Raw genomic sequence first — 19,549 nt, forward strand, 5'->3', positions numbered from 1 at the left:
CTCTCCAAGAACGGAGAGACAAGCGGTTCATGGGTGTGAAACCGCTCCCTCCCTCCGCCGGTGTCAACCGGATCAGGTTCAGCGGGTCGAGGGCTGCGGCCCTCCTCTCAAGCGCCGGTTATCGCGCTCCCCCGGGGATGGGGAGGGTGTACGCGCTTTTTGGCACATTGGCCAATCGAAACGTCGTGCCTGTGGCGAGCCCTTAACTGCGCGCTCCTCCCCTGCTGCCCAGGGGAGGAGCGTGCGAGATCAGCCGCTGGCGGCGCTGGTGCGGATGTTGCCGTTGACGCCCGAGGGGAAGAACCCGCCCGATCCGACCGCTGCCTTGTTGAGGTAGACGATGTTGAGCACCTGGCCGGTCGACCGGCTGTAGGCGAGGCCGTTGGGGTCGGTCGGCACGATGTTGGCCGTGGTCGCGTCGCCGATGCCCTGGTCGATATCGCCGCTGCCATCCAGGCTGTCGCGCGCATCGGAGATGAGGCGGGCGTTGTTGAGGATGGTGGGGTTGTAGAGCGCCTGGGTCGCATCGACGCCCTTGCGGTAGAGCGTCGAGCGGATCAGGCCGGCGTGGTAGCTTTCGGTGGCGAGGATGCCGGCCGCCGCCTCCAGGAACACCGCATTGTTGATGAGCGGCGAGGCGCCCTTGTACGCGGACACGCCGACATCCTCGAACAGATAGGCGCCGAGCAGGAAGCTGATGTCGTCGGCATAGGGGTTGAACACCCCTGTCGCACCGACGACGCCCGCCGCGCGCGCGGCGGCGGTGAAGGCGCCGGTCGCATCGCCGGCGATGTTGATCGCCGGCATCGCCACCGCCGAACTGCCGAGCACGGAGCGGAGGAAGACGACGTGCTGGATCTCGTCGAAGGCGATCTCGCGCGCATATTGCGCGACGATGGGATCGGAGAAGCTGACGGCGGCGCCGCCGGTCACCGCGCCCAGCGTGCCGATGCCGGTGGTGAGGCCGGCGGACAGCGGCTGGCCGAACGCCGCCCAGCTGTAGAATTGCGCCTCGAGATATTCGAGGTTCAGCGCGAAATTGAGCACGTCGGCATCGGCGCCGACGGTGGGCACGGTCGCACTGGGCGTCGGCGTCGGCGACGAACTGCCGGTGTCGCCGCCGCAGGCGTTGAGCAGCGACAGCGCGCCGGCCGACGCGGCGGCGCCGCCGGCATAGCGCAGGAAGTTGCGGCGTTCGGCGCGGCGTTCGGCGATCTTGTCGAAGATGGCGGCGTTGCGCGCGATGTCGGTCGAATGGTCGGTCATCGGGTCAGATCCCCTGGATACGCGAGGGTGAGGGACGAGCGGACGGATCAGGAGGCGACCGCCGCCTTGATCGTGCCGTTGAGGCCGGAGGGGAAGAACCCGCCCGCGCTCGCCGCTGCGGCGTTGAGGTAGACGATGTTGAGCACCTGGTTGGGGGTGCGGGTGTAGGTGATGCCGTTGGCATCGACCGGCGCGATGTTGGACACCGTGTAGGACACCGACGGCGTCGGCGTCGGCGACGGGGTAGCCGTGGAGGTCGGCGTGGGCGTCGGCGTCGGAGTCGGCGTTGCGGTGGACGAAGGCGTCGGGGTCGGCGCGACCGAGACGGTGCGCGTCTGGGCGGCGATGCCCTGGTCGATATCGGTGCCGCCATCCAGGCTGTCGCGCGCGTCGGAGATCTTGCCGGCTTGGTCGATCAGCGTCGAACCGGTGGCGAGCCCCTTGCGGTAGAGTTCGCTGCGGATCGTCGCGGCATGATAGGCCTCGACGGCGAGGATGCCGGCGGCCGCCTCGACATAGGTCTTGGTGAGCAGCGGGGCCGCGCCCTTGTAGGCGGTGACGCCGACGTCCTCGAACAGGAAGGCGCCGAGCAGGAAATTCTCGTCGCTGGCATAGGGATTGAAGGTGCCGCCGGCGGCGATCAGCCCGGCGGCGGTCGCGGCGAGCGAAAAGGCGGTGCCTGGCCCGACCGAGATGTCGATCACCGGCTGCGCCACCGCGACGCTCGCCCCCAACGTGTTGCGCAGATAGGTGACGTGGGCGAGTTCGTCCGCCGCGATCTCGCGCGCGTAGCGGGCGATGACGGGATCGCTGAACTGCACCTGCTGGCCGCCGCGCACCGTGCCTGCGGTGCCGGTGCCGCCGAGCAGGCTGGCGGGCAGGCCGGCACCGGTGGTGGCATAGGCATAGAATTGCGCCTCGAGATATTCGAGGTTCAACGCGAAATTGAGGATATCCTGATCCGTATAGGTCGTGGTCTGCGCCTCGGCCCGCTGCGCCAGCGTCAGCGCGGCGGTGCCGGCGGCGGTGACGGCCATCGCGCCGAAAGCGTTGCGGAAGAAGTCGCGGCGTTCCTCGCGACGGGCGACGCGAGCGTCAAGCGCCGCGGTCATCACGGCGCTGTCGATATCGGTTCGGGCGGTCATTACTCGGGTTCTCCCCATGACGCGGGCGGAAACGAGCCGCCCAGGATGCCCGCAGCCGTTCCGCATCCGGCCCGGTGCGTCAAGCCCGGACGCGTGCGAATCGGCCGGTCGGAGGCGATGAGCGGCACGATGGACGCGTCTGCCGCCCGTTTCGCAGGCACGCCGGCGCCTTGACACGCTGCTGCCATGGCATGGCAGGATGCCGGACGGGAGGACGATGGCCGATGTCTCGCGCGCAGCGACTGCTCGATCTGATCCAGGCGCTGCGCCGGCATCGCCGCCCGGTGGCGGGCGCGGTGCTGGCCGCCGATCTCGGCGTGTCGCTGCGCACGGTGTATCGCGACATCGAGACGCTGAAGGCGCAGGGCGCCGATATCGAGGGCGAGGCGGGCCTGGGCTATGTGCTGAGGCCGGGCTTCCTGCTGCCGCCGCTCATGTTCTCCGAGGAGGAGATCGAGGCGCTGGTGCTCGGCTCGCGATGGCCGCTATCGGGCCGGCTGAGACGCCGAAGGCTGGAGGGACTATGCCCCTCCAGCCGTGAAGGTGTGGTTAGCCCAGGCCGACGGTGAACGCCGGATTGGGATTGTTGGTGCCGTTCGGGAAGAACCCGCCCTTGGTGCGGTTGGCGCCGCTGACGTTCAGATAGGCAATGTTGTGCACCTGTTGCGAGGTGCGGCTGTAGGCGATCGCATTGGTGTCAGCGGGCACGATGTTCGACACCGCGGTGGCGAGGACGCCGATGTTGGTGCCGGCGATGCCCTGGTCGTCGTCACCCGATCCGTCGAGCAGGTCGCGCGCGTCGGAGATCTTGGTGGTGGCGGTGATGAGGTCCCGATTGCTGACGCCGCGGGTGTAGAGCGCGGTGCGCACCAGCCCCGCGTGATAGGCCTCCGCCGCCAGGATTCCGGCCGCCGCGTCGAGATACATCGCCGAGATCGACGGCGAGGCGCCCTTGTAGGCGGTGACGCCGATATCCTCGAAGATATAGGCGGCGAGCAGGAAGTTGGTCGGGCTGGCATAAGGATCGAACGTGTCGCTCGCCCCGACCACCCCGGCGGCGCGGGCGGCGGCGGTGAAGGCGCCCGTCGCGGTGCCGGAAATGTCGATCGCCGGCTGTGCCACCGCGGACAAGCCCAGCGCATTGCGCAGGTAGATGACGTGCGCATTCTCGTCGCCCGCGATCTCGCGCGCGTACTGGCCGATCAGCGGATCGCCCGAGAAATCGACCGCGCGCGGGAAGCCGGCGCCGGAGCCCGTGACGACCGCGCCTTGCGTGCCGGTGCCGGTGAGGACGGCCGGTGACAGGCCGGCGCCAAAGGCGGCGTAGCTGTAGAATTGCGCCTCGAGATATTCGAGGTTGAGCGCGAAGTTGAGGATGGCGACGTCGGTGCTGGCCGTGGTCGGCGTGGGCGTCGGGGTCGGAAACGGCGTCGACATGGCGCCGTCGTCGTCACCGCAGGCGGCGAGCAGCGAGAGCCCGCCGACGGCGGCGGCGCCGCCGGCTGCGGCCTTGATGAAGGCCCGGCGCGCATTGCGGCGGGCGATGGTCGCGTCGACGATGTCGAGGACCGAGCTGTCCTGGGTCATGGTGCGTCCTCTTCCGATCAGTTCGCTGCGCTCGCGCGGAGCGCGGTGTTGCCGTTGTTGATGCCGTTGGGGAAGAATCCACCCGCGGTGACCGACTTCGGATTGAGGTAGACGACGTTGAGCACCTGCGCCGGCGTGCGGCTGAAGGCGAGGCCGCTGGGATCGAGCGGCGCGATGTTGGCGACGATGCCGGTCGCGTTGGTCGTCGGCGAGATGCCCTGGTCGAGATCGGAGGAGCCGTCCACCGAATCGCGCAGGTTGGAGATGGTGTCGGCGGTGGTGCGCAGCGACGGGGTGTTGAGCCCGCGCGCATAGAGCGCGGTGCGGACGAGCGCGGCGTGATACGCCTCTACCGCCAGGATGCCGGCGGCCGCCTCCAGATACAGCTTGTTGTTGAACAGCGCGCCGGCTGCGCCCTTGTAGGCGGTGACGCCGACGTCTTCGAAGACGAAGGCGGCGAGCAGGAAGCTGTTGTCGTCCGCATAGGGATCGAAGCCGGTGATGGCCGGGCTGGCGGCGGCTGCCGCGGCGGCGAAGGCACCGCCGGCCGACCCCGAGATGTTGATCTGCGGCATCGCGGCGGTCGAGGCGGCGCTGCCGATCGCGGTGCGCAGGAAGGTCACGTGCGCGACCTCGTCGGCCGCGATCTCGCGCGCATAGGCGGCGATCGCCGGATCGCTGAACTGCACCTGGCGGGCCGAGCCGGCGCCGGTGCCGGTGACCACCGCGCCCTGCGTGCCGACGCCGCCGGTCAGCAGGTTGTTGGGCAGGCCCTGGCCGGTGGCGGCATAGCTGTAGAATTGCGCCTCGAGATATTCGAGGTTGAGCGCGAAGTTGAGCACGTCGATCTCGGAGGGGCCGGTGGACTGCGCCTCCGCCTCGCTCGCCATCGACATCGCCGCCGCGCCGGCCGCGGTCACTGCCGCGACACCCATGGCGTTCTTGAAGAATGCGCGACGATCGTCGCGCCGCCTGGCGCGCGCGTCGAACGCCTCGATGATCTGGTCCGCCTGCGTCATCGTCAGCAACCTCCCACAACCTAATTCCGTCAAACGCCGCCGCCGTGCCACTGCACAGACCGACCCGGTTAACTTCGATCAGGTACGCGCAGACCCGGCAAAGGATGCGGAGGATGAAAAAGAAAAGCGCCGAACATCCGATCGAACCTGGATCAAACCGGCAAGATCGCAACCGGTTGTTGCCCGATGGTGCAAGTGACGTTAGCCATGGACGCCGTGTCCGCGACCGACCCCAACCCGGCCGATGCTGCCCGCGCCGCCCTGGTGGACGCCCTGATCCGCACCGGCGAAGAGGATCGCGACGCATTTCGTGCGGTGTACCAATCGACATCGGCGAAGCTTTTCGGGATCTGCCTGCGTATCTGCGACGACAGGCAGGGTGCCGAGGACGTGCTGCACGACGTATATCTCACCATCTGGAACCGCGCGGGCGCCTATCGACCGGGGCGGGCGAGCCCGATTTCCTGGCTGGCGACGATCGCGCGCAACCGGGCGATCGACTGGCGCCGGCGGCAGGGGCGCAGCCAGGCCGCGCCGGTCGAGGCGGCCGACGCGCTGCCCGATGCTGCGCCGGTGCAGGACGACGTGCTGCTGGCGGAGGAGGCGCGCGCCCGGCTGCACCTGTGCCTGGATGCGATCGAGGGGCGGCAACGCGCGGCGATCCGCAGCGCGTTCTTCGGCGGGCTGACCTATGCCGAACTCGCCGAACGGCAGGCGGTGCCGCTGGGGACGATGAAGAGCTGGGTGCGGCGCGGGTTGCTGGCGCTGCGGAGGTGCCTGGATGCCGCCTGATCCCGCCCTGCCCGATCCAGCGGGGACCGATCCCGACCTCGCCGCCGCGGAGCTGGCGCTGGGGCTGCTCGACGGCGCCGAGCGCGAGGCGGCGTTGCGGCGGCTGGCGCGCGAGCCCGGCTTCGCCATCGCGGTGGAATGGTGGCAGGCGCGGCTGGCGGCGCTGTTCGCGGCCTGGCCCGGGGTGGAGGCGCCGGCCGCGGTGGCGCGGCGGATCGAGGCGACGCTGGATGCGCGCGGCCGCGCGGCGAACGACGATGCCGCGCCGGTGGCTGCGCAGCGGGCGGCACGCTGGCGGGGCGTGGCGATCGGTGCCGCCATGGCCGCCTGCCTGTTGCTGGCGGTGACCGCGACGCTGCTGCTGCGCCCCCCGCCCGCTCCGGTGCGCGTGCCGGTGCCGGTGCCGGTCGCAGCGCCGCCGCCGCTGCTCGCCGCGATCGTGCCGAGCGGCGGCGGTGCGCCGATCGCGGCCGCCTACGATCGCACCGCCGGCACGGTGCGGATCGCGGGCGCGGTGGCCGCGCCGGCCGGGCGGGTGGCGGAGCTGTGGGCGATCCGGGGTGCCGAGCCGCCGCGCTCGCTCGGGCTGCTGCCGACAGCGGGCGCGGCGCGTATCGCCGTCTCGCCGGCGCTGCGCCCGGTGCTGGCGGCGGACACGGTGCTCGCCGTCTCGATCGAACCGGCCGGCGGATCGCCGACCGGCCTGCCGACCGGACCGGTGGTGGCGACGGGCAAGCTGAGCGGTTAGGCCCCCCTCCCCACGCAGGAGGGGACGCCCGGCGTCAGAAGGTGTAGGCGATCCCGACCGCGCCGAGCCACTGGTTCTTCGAACCGGCGATGCTGACCAGCGGGCTGTCGGCGAAGTCGTTGAGCATGCGGCGGTAGGTGGCGCCGGCGACGACCTTCCACCCCTGCAGCAGGTTGCCGGTCAGCGAATAGGTGGCGAGGCCGCCCAGCGTATAGTTCTTCCACCCGCCGCGCGCGTAATAGGTCGGCAGGCCGCTCGCGACCGTCTGCTGCGGCGATACCGAGAAGTAGGTGGTGGCATAGCCGCGGCCGGCGCGCTCCGCGGAGGCGAACAGGCCGACCGCCGCCTTGGTGCTGAGCGGCGTCAGATAGTTGACGCTCGGCTGCCAGATGCCGCTGTCGTGCGCGCCCGCCACGTCGTGGCGGTAGCTGACGGTCACCGACAGTTTGTCATAGGGGCTGGTGATGACGCCGGTCTTGCCGATGCCGACATAGCCGCCGAGCTCGATCGCGGTATCCACCTCGCCCAGCGCGCGGACGCGGCGATCGTCGATGCTCTTGACGCTGTTGCGGTTGAAGTTGACGACGCCGATCGGCCCGGCCTGCAGGTCCCACACCGGCCCCGGCTGGTTGCGGATGAGATCGACGCTGAGCCGGTTGCCGGCGAGGGTGAAGGCATAGCCCTTGACCGAGCCGATCGCCGCAGGCGCGGGCACGAAGCGATAATCGTTCGAGCCTTCGTAATCGGTCAGGTAGACGCCGGCGACACCCGCGGTGATCGTATCGCGGTCGACGTCGAGCTGCGCTGCGGTGGCGGCCGAACCGGTGTCGGGCGGCAGCCCCTGCGCATCCTGGGCGAAGGCGGGTGCAGCGACAGTGGCAGCCGCAACGGCCAGCGGCAGGAAAAACTTGGACGACAAAGGGTTGGCTCCGAACCTGTTACGTCGCCGTAACGCGGCGCGATCCCTTATGGCTCCACCGTTCGGACTAGAGGATGTAACGCATCGTGATCTGTTGCCGGTTTGCATCACCCGTCACCGCGAACCGGGCGGCGGCGAAGCGCGGCGGGCCGAAGCGGATCGCGGGATTGCGCGAAAAGCCGAAGCCTTCGCGCGGGATGCCGGCGAAGGTATCGAGCTTGGCATTGCCGTTCTCGTCATGGATCACCGCCACCGCGTAATTGCCCAGCGGCAGGCCGTCGAAATGCATGGCGTGCGCGCCGGCGGGCACCGAACGGGTGATGGCATCGGCATCGTCGACGCAGGCGGGGAAATTATCCGGATCGGCGGTCAGGCAGACGCGCAGCAGCCCCTTGGCCGAGCGCATATGGTCGACGCCGACGTCAAGCCGCGCGATCGGCGCCGCGCCGAGCACCAGCGCCGCCGCCGGCAGCAGCGCCGCCAGCCGGGCCACGCGCCGCCGCCCGGGCATGCGAGCGCGCGAAATCACCGACCCCCCGGTCGGTGCCGCACAGGCGATCCCAGAAGCGGAAATAGAGCCCATAGTTACACCCGTATTGCTCATGGTGGCGTTGATGATGGCTTGCGGTAATCAGCCATGCCCCCAATGGCCCCCGCCACATGAACCGCGGGAAAACCTCCCACCCCATATGATTGGTCACACCCATAACGGTCATCACCGCCAGCACGAAGCCCAGAGCGCCGACGTGGATCGGAATCAGCAGCACCAGTAGCGGAATTGCCACAGCCCCGGTCACCGCCTCGATCGGGTGGAACGCCATCGCCGCCCAGGCGGTCGGCGGGCGGCTGGCGTGATGCACCGCATGCGCCGCCTTGAACACCGCGGGCCGGTGCATCCAGCGATGCGTCCAGTAGAACCAGGTGTCGTGGAGGACCAGATAGGCGAGCACCGACACCGGCAGGTACCATAGCGGCCGGGCGTGCACGTTCTCGTAGATGCGCGTCCAGCCATGCGCCTTCCACCCCCAGGCGAGGACGCCGGCGGGAATGCCGTAGATCGCGGCGGAGGCGAGGCTCCAGGCGATCTCGCGCCGCATCTGCGCATCGAGGCCACGGTAGAGGCCGGGATGCCGCACCCGCGTCGCCGCCGCGAACGCGCCCGAGACGATGAGGTAGCGGACCCCGACGATCAGCGTCATCGCCAGGGCGGACAAGGTGATGGCGAGCAGCATGGGTGCGGTATAAAGGAAACGGGCCGGCGGGGGCAGGTGTTTATTGGGCGAGGCCAAAAGGCTCCGCGGCCTTTGCACGGACAGGAGCTTCGATATTCCTCCCCCGCCAGGGGGAGGTGGCGCCGCGAAGCGGTGACGGAGGGGGAGGTAAGCGACCAACATCTGGATCGTTACACATCGGCGCCGTTCACCGCTCCAGCACCACGACCGTCCGGCCATTGTACGCCGCATCGCGCACCGGCCGGTAGCCGAGCTTCGCCGCGAGCCGCAGCGAGGCTGCGTTGGCGGGATCGATGATGCAGGTGGTGCGCGCGATGCCCTGCGCCGCCGCCCAGGCGAGGATCGCGGTCAGCGCCTCCCCGGCATAGCCCCGGCCGTGCGCGGCGGGGGCGAGCACCCAGTTCGCTTCGGGCAGCATCAGCGGCGGATCGATCGCGCGCCGTGCCTCCATCAGCCCGCCCTCGCCCACGATTGTGCCGGCGGCATCGCGCCACACCCAGCTGCCATAACCGAACGCCTGCCATTGCCCGATCGAACGCAGCAGCCGCAGCCACACCTCTTCACGGCTCCGCGCCACGCCGCCGATCATCGTGTAGACCGCGGGTTCGGCCCACATCGCCGCCAGCGCGTCGAGATGCTCGGGGTGGTGCGCGACGAGCGAGAGGCGATCGGTGGTGAGGGTGGGCGCGGTCATGGCGAGCAGGCTAGGAGCGGCAGGAAGGGATTGGAACGGTGCACGGTCGCGGGGTGGCCTGGCAAAGCGGCTTTCGGGTGAGTGAAGCGTGTATGGCGCTACACAATCCCAATTGGAATCATGAAGAGCAATGACCGGTTTTGGGGGTTAGCGGACGTTCATTGTAAGTAGCAGCGATGACCAGAGACCGCGCCCCTGCCGAACAGTTTCGACGCGATTGGGCGCGGTGTCATCCGACGTGCCTGCCACTCGGATGGATGCTCCGTAGCTGCGCGAGAGCGCCGTGGGTCCGGTTTCACGCTCTCCCCAATTCGAAGAGATACGCAGACGATCAAGTCGAGCGAAGCATCATCCTTTCGCGAGCAAATGCTTTGGCCGACTGGTTGCTCGGCGAGGACGAGTGGTGTTGGGTCATCGAGGGCGACCCTGATGATCTGATGGCGGGAGGCGAGGTGGCGCTCTCGGGCCGAGAAACCGATGATCCCGACGATCCCGTCTGGAGATTTTACGTCCGCCACGAACGTTGGCGGGCGGGAGCGAGCAACGCAAAGCTGCTGTCGATTGCCGACGATGAGCCTCGGCGTGCGGTTTGGATGAGGTGCGACAACGGTGCGGTGTTCGCCCCTTATGACGGCGGCTTCGACCTGTTTCCGGCCTCGTGGGAAGCCGTTCACCAGTTGAAGGCAGCATGGCCCGAGTGGCTTTCCGATCATCCTGCGGGGCTGTGAGGTTTGCTCTGAAACGTCCGCTATTGGGCGGCAGCGGAACGGCCGCCAGGTATGACAGCGGACCGAACGTCATCGACAAACGTGATCGATCCACCCGCCTACCCGGCCCAGAAATCCCGGTTCTCGCCCGCTCCGCTTTCGGCTAGGCGCTTCAACGATGGGTAGGACGATCCCTTGCGACGTGGCGATCGTCGGCGGCGGGCTGGCCGGTGGGCTGATCGCGCTGGCGCTCAAGGCGAAGCGGCCCGATTGCGACGTGCGCGTCATCGAATCGGGGGCGGCGTTCGGCGGCGATCATGTCTGGTCGTTCTTCGGCAGCGACGTGGAGAGCGCGGACCGCTGGCTGGTCGCGCCGCTGGTGGTGCATGGCTGGCGCGGCTATGACGTCGCCTTTCCCCGGCTGAAGCGGCAGGTCGACGCGACCTATTATTCGCTGACCAGCGAACGGCTGGACGCGGTGCTGCGCGAACGGCTGCCGGCGCAGGCGGTGATGACGGGGCGCAAGGTGCTCGCCGCCTCCGCCACCGCGGTGGTGCTCGCCGACGGCGACCGGGTGGAGGCGGGCGGCGTGATCGATTGCCGCGGGCCGGGCGACCTCGCCACGCTGGACCTCGGCTGGCAGAAATTCGTCGGGCAGGAGCTGGCGCTGCGCGAGCCGCACGGGGCCGGCGGGCCGACGGTGATGGACGCGACGGTCGCGCAGATCGACGGCTATCGCTTCGTCTACTGCCTGCCCTTCGCCGAGCGGACGATGTTCGTCGAGGATACCTATTACAGCGACACGCCCGACCTGGACGGCGCCGCGATCGGCGCGCGCATCGCCGATTATGCCGCGCAGCGGGGCTGGCAGGTGGAGGCCATCGTCCGCGGCGAGGCGGGGGTGCTGCCGATCACGCTGGGCGGCGATTTCGACGCCTATTGGCGCTCGACCGGCGGCAACATCGCCAAGGCGGGGATGCGCGCCGGGCTGTTCCAGCCGGCGACGGGCTATTCGCTGCCCGATGCGGTGCGGCTGGCGGTACGGATCGCCGGCCTGACCGACCTGTCGGGCGGGGCGCTCGCCCGCTTCACCCACGATCATGCGGCGGCGGCGTGGAAGCGCGGCGCCTTCTACCGGATGCTGAACGCGATGATGTTCCGCGCCGGCGATCCGGCGGAACGCTGGCGCATCATCGAGCGCTTCTACCGGCTGGACCCGACGCTCATCACCCGTTTCTATGCCGGGCGATCGAGCCTGAGGGACAAGGCGCGGATCCTGACCGGCAAGCCGCCGGTGCCGGTCGGTGCCGCGATCAGGGTATTGCGGACGACGCAATGGCGGTGACGGTGTGGCCGGGGACGGTGTGGCGATGACGAAACAGGGAATGGACAGCATGCAATCGGCAATCGTCATCGGTTCGGGCTTCGGCGGTTTGGCGCTGGCGATCCGGCTGCAATCGGCAGGCGTGCAGACGACGATCGTCGAGGCGCGCGACAAGCCGGGCGGCCGCGCCTATTATTGGGAGCGTGACGGCTTCACCTTCGATGCCGGGCCGACCGTCATCACCGATCCCGCCTGCCTGAAGGAATTGTGGGCGCTGACCGGGCGCGACATGGCGGAGGACGTGACGCTGGAGCCGGTGTCCCCCTTCTACCGGCTCAACTGGGCGGACGGCACCAACTTCGACTATTCGAACGACGAGCCTGCGTTGCAGCGCGAGATCGGCAAGCTCAACCCCGCCGACGTCGCCGGCTACCACCGCTTCCTGGAATATGCGGAAGGGGTGTATCGCGAGGGCTACGAGAAGCTGGGGCACGTCGCCTTCCTCGACTTCGCCTCGATGGTGAAGGCGGCGCCGGCACTGGCCAAATACCAGGCGTGGCGATCGGTCTATTCGATCGTGTCCAAATATGTCGCCAACGAGAAATTGCGCGAGGCGCTGAGTTTCCACACCCTGCTGGTCGGCGGCAATCCGATGACGACCAGCGCGATCTATGCGCTGATCCACAAGCTGGAGCGCGACGGCGGCGTCTGGTTCGCGCGCGGCGGCACCAACCGGCTGGTGGCGGGCATGGTGGCGCAGTTCCAGCGGATCGGCGGCACGCTGCGGCTCGGCGATCCGGTGACCGCGATCGAGACGCTGGGCGACCGCGTCACCGGCATCACGACGCAAAGCGGCTGGTCGCAGACCGCCGACGCGGTGGCGGCGAACAGCGACATCATGCACACCTATCGCGACCTGCTGTCGACGTCGCGCAGTGCGCAGCGGACGCGCGGCAGCCTCGAAAAGAAGCGCTATTCGCCGTCGCTGTTCGTGGTGCATTTCGGCATCAAGGGCGCGTGGCCCGGCATTCCGCACCACATGATCCTGTTCGGCCCGCGCTACAAAGGGCTGCTGGAGGATATCTACGACCATGGCGTGCTGGCGCAGGATTTCTCGCTGTACCTGCACCATCCGACGGTGACCGACCCAAGCCTGGCGCCCGAGGGGCATTCGACCTTCTACGCGCTGGCGCCGGTACCGCACATGGGCAAGTTCCCGGTCGACTGGGACGAGGTCGGCCCGATCCTGGAAAAGCGCATCCTCGACGAGGTCGGGCGGCGGCTGATCCCCGACATCCACGAGCGGATCGTCACCAAGTTCAGCTATGCGCCGAGCGATTTCGCCACCGACCTCAACGCGCACATGGGATCGGCGTTCAGCCTGGAGCCGATCCTGACGCAGAGCGCCTATTTCCGCGTCCACAACCGCGACGACCATATCCCCAACCTGTATTTCGTGGGGGCCGGCACGCATCCGGGCGCGGGGATTCCGGGCGTGGTCGGCAGTGCGAAGGCGACCGCGGCGTTGATGCTGGGCGGGCGGTAGGCTGTCCTGCCGTCATCCCGACGAACGTCGGGACCCATGGTTGCGTGCGGCTGGTGGTGCGCGCCGACGCTCGCCGGCCGGGTCCATGGATCCCGGCATTCGCCGGTATGACGAGGGGAAGGCTTGTCCCTCTCCAGATGCTGGCGTAGCGCCGGCGCCATGAAACGCCTCGCCATCTATTGCGGCTCCGCGACGCCGGCCGACCCCGTCTACATCGAATCCGCCCGCGCGATCGGGCGCACCCTTGCCACACGCGGCATCGGCGTCGTCTATGGCGGCGGCCGGCTGGGGCTGATGGGGGCGATCGCCGACAGCGCGCTGGAGGCGGGCGGCGAGGTGATCGGCGTGATCCCGCAGGCGCTGGTCGATGCGGAGGTGGCGCACCGCGGCCTCACCGAACTGCACGTCGTCGCCGGCATGCACGCGCGCAAGGCGGCGTTCACCGATCTCGCCGACGGCTTCGTCACCATCCCCGGCGGCACCGGCACGATGGACGAATTGTGGGAAGCCTTGTCCTGGGCGCAGCTTGGCTATCATGCCGATCCGGTCGGGCTGCTCAACGTCGCGGGCTATTACGATCACCTGATCGCCTTTTGGGAGAAGTCGGCGGAGGTCGGCTTCCTGCGGCCGCAGCATCGCGACCTGCTGATCGTCGACGATACGCTGGACGGGCTGCTCGCCAAGATGGACGCCCACGTGCCGACGCAGCCGATCGTGCGGATGAAGACGTCTGACCTCTAGCGCCCCCTCGCCCAGCCGCGACGCGATCGTCGCCACCGCACATGAATCGATCGCGCGCGGATCGAAGAGCTTTGCGGCGGCGAGCCTGTTGTTCGATCCGCGCACCCGCGAACGGGCGTGGCTGCTCTATGCCTGGTGCCGCGCCTGCGACGATATCGCCGACGGGCAGGATCATGGCCACGACCTGCGCGCGGTGGACGATGCGCCGCGGCGGATCGCGGCGATGGCGACGCTGACCGAAGGCGCGCTGGCGGGAGAGACGATCGGCGTTCCGGCGTTCGACGCGCTGCGCATCGTCGCGGGCGAGACCGGGCTGCCGGCGCGGTTCGCGCGCGACCTGATCCAGGGCTTCCGGTTGGACGGCGAGGGCTGGCGGCCGTGGTCGGAGGACGACCTGTACCGTTATTGCTACCATGTCGCCGGCGTCGTCGGCTGCATGATGGCGGTCATCATGGGCGTGGCGCCGGACGACGAGGCGGTGCTCGACCGCGCCTGCGACCTCGGCATGGCGTTCCAGCTCGCCAATATCGCGCGCGACGTGGACGAGGATGCGCGCGGCGGGCGCTGCTACCTGCCCGGCGCGTGGCTGGCGGAAAAGGGCATCCCTGCGGATGCGGTCGCGGCGCCGGAGCATCGCGAGGCGATCGCCGACCTCGCCCGGCGGCTGACGGATCGCGCCGCGGCGTTCGAGGCGAGCGCGCGGCAGGGGACGCGGGCGCTGTCGTTCCGCTCGGCCTGGGCGGTGCTGGCGGCGGCGGCGATCTATGGCGCGATCGGGCGCAAGGTCGCACGCCTGGGCCCGCGGGCGTGGGATGCGCGGGTGACGACGTCGAAGGCGGACAAGCTGCGCTTCATCGCGCGGGCGGCGGTGGAAGCGCGGGGGCGGGGGGCGTTGCCGTTCGTGGCGCGGGATGCGGGGTTGTGGACGCGCCCTCGTTAGCGAATCGCCCTCACCCTTCGGCCGCTTCGCGGCCTCTTCCCTCTCCCAACGGGCGCGTCGGGTAAACAGCGCTCCGCGCTGTTTAGGCCATGCCGGGGGCATGGCCGACCCGCCGCGGGAGGGAGCGGCGTAGCCGCGGAAGGGTGAGGGTGTCCCCTCCCCTCAATGACTCCGGCCGAAGTCGGGCTTGGCGTCGTCCTGGCCCTGTTCGATGATCGAGCGGCGGATCGCGCGGGTGCGGGTGAAGAGGTCGAATAATTGGTCGCCGTCGCCCCAGCGGATCGCGCGCTGCAGCATGGTGACGTCCTCGGTCAGGCGCTGCAGGATCTCCAGCACCGCCTCGCGATTGTTGAGGAACACGTCGCGCCACATCGTCGGGTCGGAGGCGGCGATGCGGGTGAAGTCGCGGAAACCGCCGGCAGAGAATTTGATGACCTCGCTCTGGGTCACCTCCTCGAGGTCGCTGGCGGTGCCGACGATCGAATAGGCGATCAGGTGCGGCACGTGGCTGGTGACCGCGAGGACGAGATCGTGGTGCCGGGGCGTCATCACCTCGACCGCGGCGCCCAGCGCTTCCCAGAAGGCGCGCAGGCGGGCGACGGGGGCTTCGGGCGTCCCCTCCTCGGGCGTCAGGATGCACCAGCGGCCGCGGAACAGCGTCGCGAAGCCCGCCTCCGGCCCGCTGTGCTCGGTGCCGGCGACGGGGTGGCCGGGGACGATCGTCGCGTGCGGCAGCACGGCGCGCAACGCGGCGAGCACGCTCTCCTTGGAGCCGCCGACGTCGCTGACGATCGCGTCCGCAGGCAGATCGTCGGCGAATTCGGCGGCGACCGCGCCCATCGCACCGACGGGGACGCAGAGCATGACGAGATCGGCGTCGATCACCGCCGCGCCGGCGCTGTCGGCGATATCGTCGGCAAGGTCGATGCGGGTCGCGATGGCGCGTACCTCCGGCGAGAAGTCATAGCCGGTGATCCGCACCGTCGGCATCGCCTGCCGCACCGCGCGCGCGACCGACGAGCCGATGAGGCCGAGGCCGATGATCGTGACGCGTGCGAAGGGGAGCATCAGCCGGCCCGGTCGGTCTCGGCGCGCAATACGGCGACGACGTCGCGCATCTCGGCTTCGGTGCCGATGGTGATGCGCAGGCCGTGGGGCAGGCCCTGCCCGGGCAGCCAGCGCGTCGCATAGCCCGCCGCCATCAGCGCCTTGTAGGCGTCTTCCGCGGTCAGCCGCCCTTCGAACAGGACGAGCACGAAATTGGCCTTGCTCGGCACCGCGCGCAGGCCGGGTAGCGCGTCGACCTGTTCGCTGAACCACGCGCGCCATTGCCGGTTGTGTTCGCGGCTGTGCGCGACGAACCCGGCGTCGCCGAGCGCGGCGATCGCGGCGGCCTGCGCGCCGATGCTGAACGCGAAGGGCGCGCGGATGCGGTGCATCGCGGCGATGATCTCAGCGCCGGCATAGCCCCAGCCGACGCGTTCGGAGGCGAGGCCGAAGATCTTCGAGAACGTGCGCGTCACCAGCACGTTGGGCTGGCTGCGGGCGAGTTCCAGCCCGCCGTCGTCATCCTCGGGATCGAGATATTCGGTGTACGCCTGGTCGAGGACGAGCAACACCGATTTGGGCAGGCCGGCGTGGAGGCGCGCGATCTCTTCGCGGGTCGAATAGGTGCCGGTCGGGTTGTTGGGGTTGGCGACGAACACGACTTTGGTCTGCTCGGTCACCGCGGCGAGGATCGCGTCGACATCGGTCGCATAGTCGCGGTCCGGCACCACGACCGGCGTCGCGCCGACGCGGCGCGTCGCGATCTCGTACACCGCGAAGCCGTAGCGGACGTGGATGATCTCGTCCCCCGGCCCGGCGAAGGTGCCGGCGGCGAGGTGCAATACCTCGTCCGATCCGGTGCCGTAGATCAGCCGGTCCGCCTCGACGCCGTAATGCGCCGCCAATGCGGCGCGCAGGTCGACCGCGGCGGCATCCGGATAGCGTTCGAGATGCGTCGCGGCGTCGCGATAGGCGGCGCGTGCACCCTCGGGCGTGCCGAAAGGGTTTTCGTTCGACGACAGCTTGGCGACCTTGCGGCCGTCCTCGCTGGTGGCGCGGCCGGGGACATAAGGCGCGATGCCGAGAATCCACGGCTTGGGGGCAGGTGCGGTCATGGCTGCGGCCATAGCGGCCGCGACCGAACGTTGACAACTTGCTTCCGCGCCGCGCGGGCCGTAGCGGACGCATCACGATGACCGACGACCAGCGCTTCGGATGTGGCCGCCACGTGACGCTGCCGGGGCCGCTGCGGCTCGACGGCGGCGTGCTGCTGTCGCCGGTCGAGATCGCGTACGAAACCTATGGCACGCTGGCCGCCGACGGCGGCAATGCGATCCTGATCTGCCATGCGCTGACCGGCGACCAGCATGTCGCATCCGCGCATCCGCGCACCGGCAAGCCCGGCTGGTGGACGCGCATGGTCGGCCCGGGCAAGCCGATCGATCCGGCGCGCGATTTCGTGATCTGTTCGAACGTGCTGGGCAGTTGCATGGGATCGTCCGGCCCGGCGAGCATCAACCCGGCGACGGGGCGGCCGTGGGGCATGGCGTTTCCGGTCATCACCATCCGCGACATGGTGCGCGCGCAGGCGCTGCTGCTCGACCATCTCGGCGTCGGCCGATTGAAGGCGGTGGTCGGCGGGTCGATGGGCGGCATGCAGGCGCTCTCCTGGCCCGCGACCTTCCCGGATCGCGTGGCGGCGGCGGTGGTGATCGCCTCGACCGCGCGCCACACCGCGCAGAACATCGCCTTCCACGAGGTCGGGCGGCAGGCGATCATGGCCGATCCGACCTGGGCCGGCGGCGATTATTACGGCGGCGAACCGCCGGCCGCCGGCCTCGCCGTCGCGCGGATGGCGGCGCATATCACCTACCTCTCCGAAGCGGGGCTGACCGAGAAGTTCGGCCGGCGGTTGCAGGCGCGGCCAGGAAAGCAGGATGGGGCCAAGAGCTTCGGCTTCGACGCGGATTTCCAGGTGGAAAGCTATCTGCGCCACCAGGGATTGAGCTTCGTCGACCGGTTCGATGCCAACAGCTACCTCTATATCACCCGCGCGATGGACTATTTCGACCTTGCCGAGGAGCATGGCGGCCTGCTCGCCAACGCCTTCCGCGCCAGCGCCGCGCGCTTCTGCCTGGTCAGTTTCGATACCGACTGGCTGTATCCGACGATCGAATCGCGCAGCATCGTGGCGGCGCTCAACGCGGCGGGCGCGCCGGTCAGCTTCGTCGAGCTGTCCAGCCCCTATGGCCACGACGCCTTCCTGCTCGAAGCGCCGGAGATGAACCGGGTGGTCGACGGCTTCCTGAAGGGGGGACGATGATCGCACTGGACGACGACCGGGCGCGGCTCGACGTGGCGCGTATCCACGGCTGGCTGGCATCGAGCTATTGGTCGCCGGGGATCGACCGTGCGCTGGTGGAGCGCGCAATCGCCGGGTCGCACTGCCTCGGCGCCTATGCGGATGGCGGGCAGGTCGGCTTCGCGCGGGCGATCACCGATCACGCCACCTTCGCCTGGATCGCCGATGTGTGGGTGGACGAGGGCGCGCGCGGCCGCGGGCTGGGCCGGCGCATGGTCGGCTGGTTCGTCGACCATCCGCGCTTCGCCGGCATCCGCCGCATCGGCCTGGTCACCGCCGACGCGCACGGCGTCTACGAAGCGCTGGGGTTCCACGCCCCGCTGCGGCCGGACCGCTATATGGAGCGGCTGTCGCCGGACGCGGCGGCGCAGCTGCGGGCGGCACCATGAGCCTGCGGCCCGACCTGGCGGTGATCGCCAGCCACGTCGCCACCGGTGCGCGCGTGCTGGATATCGGCTGCGGCGACGGCGCGCTGATGGCGGCGCTGCGCGACACCCGCGGCTGCGACGCGCGCGGGCTGGAGATCGATGCGGGCAACGTCGCGGCGGCGGTGGCGCGCGGGCTGTCGGTGATCCAGGGCGATGCCGACGTCGATCTCGCCGCCTATCCCGACAAAAGCTTCGACTATGCGATCCTCAGCCAGACGCTGCAGACCGCGCGGGCGCCCGACGTGGTACTGGAGCATCTGCTGCGCATCGGCCGGCGGGCGTTCGTCAGCTTTCCCAATTTCGCGCAATGGCGCGTGCGCCTGTCGCTGCTGTGGGGCGGGCGGATGCCGGTGACGCGGCAGCTGCCCGAGCAATGGTATGACACGCCCAACATCCACCATGTCACCATCGACGATTTCCGCGCCTTCCTGAAAGAGCGGCGGGTCGTGGTGGAGGATGCCTGGTTCCTGTCGGGCGATCGCGAGCGCAGTTCGGCGGCCGCCAACCTGCTCGCGCAGCATGCGGTGTTCCTGTTGCGGCGCTGACACGCGCGTGTCGAATTCGGACACACCGGCGAAAAATCGTGGAACCAAAGCGACTAACCTGGGTTTGGCTATGCCAAGCCAGGATGCACGATGACCAAAACAGCCCTGATCGTCGAGGATGAGATTTTCGTCGCTCTTGACCTTGAACGTATCCTGCTCGACGCGGGATATGCGGTTGCCGCCATCGCCGCCGACAGCGCGAGCGCGATCGAGGCGGCGCCGGGATGCGGCTTCGCCTTCGTCGACGTGAACCTGCGTGACGGGCCGACCGGCCCCGGCATCGCCGAGCGGATGGCGCGCGATTATGGCGTGAAGGTCGTGTTCGTCACCGCCAACCCGTCGCAGATCGATTGCAGCAGCGATTGCGCGATCGGCTACATCCGCAAACCGTTCAGCGAAGCCGCGATCCTGGCGGCCGCCGCGATGGCGACCGAGCCCGAGGCGGCGCCTCCCGCCAATGACGATGTCGTGGTGTATCGTTCGACGGGCAGCTGATCGGCGCGCGGC

At 69.3% G+C, this 19,549-nt stretch carries 22 protein-coding genes and 1 riboswitch; of the genes, 12 read left to right on the plus strand and 10 right to left on the minus strand.

Annotated elements, in window-relative coordinates; translation table 11 throughout:
• Positions 1-32: 32 nt before the first annotated feature.
• Positions 33-143, minus strand: a riboswitch (TPP riboswitch).
• Positions 144-249: 106 nt separating this feature from the next.
• Positions 250-1,266, minus strand: a complete 1,017-nt coding sequence (locus tag ACTZQ5_RS02860; protein ID WP_443583639.1) for a ferritin-like domain-containing protein — start codon at positions 1,264-1,266, stop codon at positions 250-252.
• Between the two features lie 47 nt (positions 1,267-1,313).
• Positions 1,314-2,411: a ferritin-like domain-containing protein gene (locus ACTZQ5_RS02865; RefSeq protein ID WP_443583640.1), complete on the minus strand. Its 1,098-nt coding sequence runs from the start codon at positions 2,409-2,411 to the stop codon at positions 1,314-1,316.
• 224 nt (positions 2,412-2,635) lie between these two features.
• Here ACTZQ5_RS02865 and ACTZQ5_RS02870 point away from each other — a divergent pair, with 224 nt between their 5' ends.
• On the plus strand, positions 2,636-2,980 hold the full coding sequence (locus ACTZQ5_RS02870; RefSeq protein WP_443583641.1) for a helix-turn-helix transcriptional regulator: 345 nt from the start codon (positions 2,636-2,638) through the stop codon (positions 2,978-2,980).
• On the opposite strand, the gene ACTZQ5_RS02875 is transcribed toward ACTZQ5_RS02870, so the two are convergent.
• Together ACTZQ5_RS02875 and ACTZQ5_RS02880 are read right to left on the minus strand one after the other, a co-directional pair.
• The gene (locus tag ACTZQ5_RS02875; protein ID WP_443583642.1) at positions 2,961-3,998 is read right to left on the minus strand and encodes a ferritin-like domain-containing protein; all 1,038 of its coding nucleotides are present in this window, start codon (positions 3,996-3,998) and stop codon (positions 2,961-2,963) included. The two genes, ACTZQ5_RS02870 and ACTZQ5_RS02875, sit on opposite strands and share 20 nt — an antisense overlap.
• A gap of 17 nt (positions 3,999-4,015) precedes the next feature.
• Positions 4,016-5,017: a ferritin-like domain-containing protein gene (locus ACTZQ5_RS02880; protein WP_443583643.1), complete on the minus strand. Its 1,002-nt coding sequence runs from the start codon at positions 5,015-5,017 to the stop codon at positions 4,016-4,018.
• A gap of 207 nt (positions 5,018-5,224) precedes the next feature.
• Here ACTZQ5_RS02880 and ACTZQ5_RS02885 point away from each other — a divergent pair, with 207 nt between their 5' ends.
• Both ACTZQ5_RS02885 and ACTZQ5_RS02890 read left to right on the plus strand, forming a co-directional pair.
• Positions 5,225-5,809: a sigma-70 family RNA polymerase sigma factor gene (locus ACTZQ5_RS02885; RefSeq protein WP_443583644.1), complete on the plus strand. Its 585-nt coding sequence runs from the start codon at positions 5,225-5,227 to the stop codon at positions 5,807-5,809.
• Entirely contained in the window at positions 5,799-6,557 is a 759-nt protein-coding gene (locus tag ACTZQ5_RS02890; protein ID WP_443583645.1) for an anti-sigma factor, read from the plus strand. Before ACTZQ5_RS02885 ends, ACTZQ5_RS02890 begins: the two co-directional genes overlap by 11 nt.
• A gap of 34 nt (positions 6,558-6,591) precedes the next feature.
• Here ACTZQ5_RS02890 and ACTZQ5_RS02895 read toward each other — a convergent pair whose 3' ends face one another.
• The 4 genes from ACTZQ5_RS02895 to ACTZQ5_RS02910 all read right to left on the minus strand — a co-directional run bounded on the left by ACTZQ5_RS02895 (position 6,592) and on the right by ACTZQ5_RS02910 (position 9,402).
• Positions 6,592-7,476, minus strand: a complete 885-nt coding sequence (locus tag ACTZQ5_RS02895) for a MipA/OmpV family protein (protein WP_443583646.1) — start codon at positions 7,474-7,476, stop codon at positions 6,592-6,594.
• Between the two features lie 67 nt (positions 7,477-7,543).
• Positions 7,544-7,987 carry a DUF2141 domain-containing protein gene (locus ACTZQ5_RS02900; protein WP_443583647.1) on the minus strand — a complete coding sequence of 148 codons (444 nt, stop codon included), beginning with the start codon at positions 7,985-7,987 and terminating at the stop codon, positions 7,544-7,546.
• Entirely contained in the window at positions 7,899-8,708 is an 810-nt protein-coding gene (locus tag ACTZQ5_RS02905; protein ID WP_443583648.1) for a sterol desaturase family protein, read from the minus strand. The genes ACTZQ5_RS02900 and ACTZQ5_RS02905 overlap by 89 nt, the downstream gene beginning before the upstream one ends.
• Before the next feature lie 187 nt (positions 8,709-8,895).
• Complete coding sequence (locus ACTZQ5_RS02910; protein WP_443583649.1) at positions 8,896-9,402, minus strand: GNAT family N-acetyltransferase; 507 nt, start codon at positions 9,400-9,402, stop codon at positions 8,896-8,898.
• Positions 9,403-9,659: 257 nt separating this feature from the next.
• On the opposite strand from ACTZQ5_RS02910, the gene ACTZQ5_RS02915 reads away from it, so the two are divergent.
• From ACTZQ5_RS02915 to ACTZQ5_RS02935, 5 genes are all read left to right on the plus strand, one after another.
• A complete protein-coding gene (locus ACTZQ5_RS02915; RefSeq protein ID WP_443583708.1) occupies positions 9,660-10,130 on the plus strand; it encodes a DUF3885 domain-containing protein in 471 nt (156 codons plus the stop codon).
• A gap of 157 nt (positions 10,131-10,287) precedes the next feature.
• Positions 10,288-11,454 (plus strand): lycopene beta-cyclase CrtY, encoded by a 1,167-nt coding sequence (crtY, locus tag ACTZQ5_RS02920; RefSeq protein WP_443583650.1) that lies wholly within the window; start codon positions 10,288-10,290, stop codon positions 11,452-11,454.
• A gap of 49 nt (positions 11,455-11,503) precedes the next feature.
• Entirely contained in the window at positions 11,504-12,979 is a 1,476-nt protein-coding gene (locus ACTZQ5_RS02925; protein ID WP_443583651.1) for a phytoene desaturase, read from the plus strand.
• 159 nt (positions 12,980-13,138) lie between these two features.
• Positions 13,139-13,720, plus strand: a complete 582-nt coding sequence (locus ACTZQ5_RS02930) for an LOG family protein (RefSeq protein ID WP_443583652.1) — start codon at positions 13,139-13,141, stop codon at positions 13,718-13,720.
• Positions 13,710-14,660 carry a phytoene/squalene synthase family protein gene (locus ACTZQ5_RS02935; protein WP_443583709.1) on the plus strand — a complete coding sequence of 317 codons (951 nt, stop codon included), beginning with the start codon at positions 13,710-13,712 and terminating at the stop codon, positions 14,658-14,660. Before ACTZQ5_RS02930 ends, ACTZQ5_RS02935 begins: the two co-directional genes overlap by 11 nt.
• A gap of 162 nt (positions 14,661-14,822) precedes the next feature.
• On the opposite strand, the gene ACTZQ5_RS02940 is transcribed toward ACTZQ5_RS02935, so the two are convergent.
• Together ACTZQ5_RS02940 and hisC are read right to left on the minus strand one after the other, a co-directional pair.
• A complete protein-coding gene (locus ACTZQ5_RS02940; protein ID WP_443583653.1) occupies positions 14,823-15,728 on the minus strand; it encodes a prephenate/arogenate dehydrogenase family protein in 906 nt (301 codons plus the stop codon).
• Entirely contained in the window at positions 15,728-16,822 is a 1,095-nt protein-coding gene (hisC, locus tag ACTZQ5_RS02945; RefSeq protein WP_443583654.1) for a histidinol-phosphate transaminase, read from the minus strand. Before hisC ends, ACTZQ5_RS02940 begins: the two co-directional genes overlap by 1 nt.
• A 77-nt stretch (positions 16,823-16,899) precedes the next feature.
• Here hisC and metX point away from each other — a divergent pair, with 77 nt between their 5' ends.
• The 4 genes from metX to ACTZQ5_RS02965 all read left to right on the plus strand — a co-directional run bounded on the left by metX (position 16,900) and on the right by ACTZQ5_RS02965 (position 19,537).
• Positions 16,900-18,030, plus strand: a complete 1,131-nt coding sequence (gene metX / locus ACTZQ5_RS02950; protein ID WP_443583655.1) for a homoserine O-acetyltransferase MetX — start codon at positions 16,900-16,902, stop codon at positions 18,028-18,030.
• Positions 18,027-18,458, plus strand: coding sequence for a GNAT family N-acetyltransferase (locus ACTZQ5_RS02955; protein WP_443583656.1), 432 nt, complete (start codon positions 18,027-18,029; stop codon positions 18,456-18,458). Before metX ends, ACTZQ5_RS02955 begins: the two co-directional genes overlap by 4 nt.
• Positions 18,455-19,042: a methionine biosynthesis protein MetW gene (gene metW, locus ACTZQ5_RS02960; RefSeq protein ID WP_443583657.1), complete on the plus strand. Its 588-nt coding sequence runs from the start codon at positions 18,455-18,457 to the stop codon at positions 19,040-19,042. The genes ACTZQ5_RS02955 and metW overlap by 4 nt, the downstream gene beginning before the upstream one ends.
• A 90-nt stretch (positions 19,043-19,132) precedes the next feature.
• A complete protein-coding gene (locus ACTZQ5_RS02965; protein WP_443583658.1) occupies positions 19,133-19,537 on the plus strand; it encodes a response regulator in 405 nt (134 codons plus the stop codon).
• Positions 19,538-19,549: the final 12 nt, after the last annotated feature.

This window comes from Sphingomonas cellulosilytica (assembly GCF_052321755.1).
GTDB lineage: Bacteria > Pseudomonadota > Alphaproteobacteria > Sphingomonadales > Sphingomonadaceae > Sphingomonas.

Bases quoted from the DNA above. Each gene is read 5' to 3' on its own strand.
- ACTZQ5_RS02860 (WP_443583639.1), bottom strand. From the start codon at position 1,266: ATGACCGACCATTCGACCGACATCGCGCGCAACGCCGCCATCTTCGAC.
- ACTZQ5_RS02865 (WP_443583640.1), bottom strand. From the start codon at position 2,411: ATGACCGCCCGAACCGATATCGACAGCGCCGTGATGACCGCGGCGCTT.
- ACTZQ5_RS02870 (WP_443583641.1), top strand. From the start codon at position 2,636: ATGTCTCGCGCGCAGCGACTGCTCGATCTGATCCAGGCGCTGCGCCGG.
- ACTZQ5_RS02875 (WP_443583642.1), bottom strand. From the start codon at position 3,998: ATGACCCAGGACAGCTCGGTCCTCGACATCGTCGACGCGACCATCGCC.
- ACTZQ5_RS02880 (WP_443583643.1), bottom strand. From the start codon at position 5,017: ATGACGCAGGCGGACCAGATCATCGAGGCGTTCGACGCGCGCGCCAGG.
- ACTZQ5_RS02885 (WP_443583644.1), top strand. From the start codon at position 5,225: ATGGACGCCGTGTCCGCGACCGACCCCAACCCGGCCGATGCTGCCCGC.
- ACTZQ5_RS02890 (WP_443583645.1), top strand. From the start codon at position 5,799: ATGCCGCCTGATCCCGCCCTGCCCGATCCAGCGGGGACCGATCCCGAC.
- ACTZQ5_RS02900 (WP_443583647.1), bottom strand. From the start codon at position 7,987: ATGCCCGGGCGGCGGCGCGTGGCCCGGCTGGCGGCGCTGCTGCCGGCG.
- ACTZQ5_RS02905 (WP_443583648.1), bottom strand. From the start codon at position 8,708: ATGCTGCTCGCCATCACCTTGTCCGCCCTGGCGATGACGCTGATCGTC.
- ACTZQ5_RS02910 (WP_443583649.1), bottom strand. From the start codon at position 9,402: ATGACCGCGCCCACCCTCACCACCGATCGCCTCTCGCTCGTCGCGCAC.
- ACTZQ5_RS02915 (WP_443583708.1), top strand. From the start codon at position 9,660: ATGCTCCGTAGCTGCGCGAGAGCGCCGTGGGTCCGGTTTCACGCTCTC.
- crtY (WP_443583650.1), top strand. From the start codon at position 10,288: ATGGGTAGGACGATCCCTTGCGACGTGGCGATCGTCGGCGGCGGGCTG.
- ACTZQ5_RS02925 (WP_443583651.1), top strand. From the start codon at position 11,504: ATGCAATCGGCAATCGTCATCGGTTCGGGCTTCGGCGGTTTGGCGCTG.
- ACTZQ5_RS02930 (WP_443583652.1), top strand. From the start codon at position 13,139: ATGAAACGCCTCGCCATCTATTGCGGCTCCGCGACGCCGGCCGACCCC.
- ACTZQ5_RS02940 (WP_443583653.1), bottom strand. From the start codon at position 15,728: ATGCTCCCCTTCGCACGCGTCACGATCATCGGCCTCGGCCTCATCGGC.
- hisC (WP_443583654.1), bottom strand. From the start codon at position 16,822: ATGACCGCACCTGCCCCCAAGCCGTGGATTCTCGGCATCGCGCCTTAT.
- metX (WP_443583655.1), top strand. From the start codon at position 16,900: ATGACCGACGACCAGCGCTTCGGATGTGGCCGCCACGTGACGCTGCCG.
- ACTZQ5_RS02955 (WP_443583656.1), top strand. From the start codon at position 18,027: ATGATCGCACTGGACGACGACCGGGCGCGGCTCGACGTGGCGCGTATC.
- metW (WP_443583657.1), top strand. From the start codon at position 18,455: ATGAGCCTGCGGCCCGACCTGGCGGTGATCGCCAGCCACGTCGCCACC.
- ACTZQ5_RS02965 (WP_443583658.1), top strand. From the start codon at position 19,133: ATGACCAAAACAGCCCTGATCGTCGAGGATGAGATTTTCGTCGCTCTT.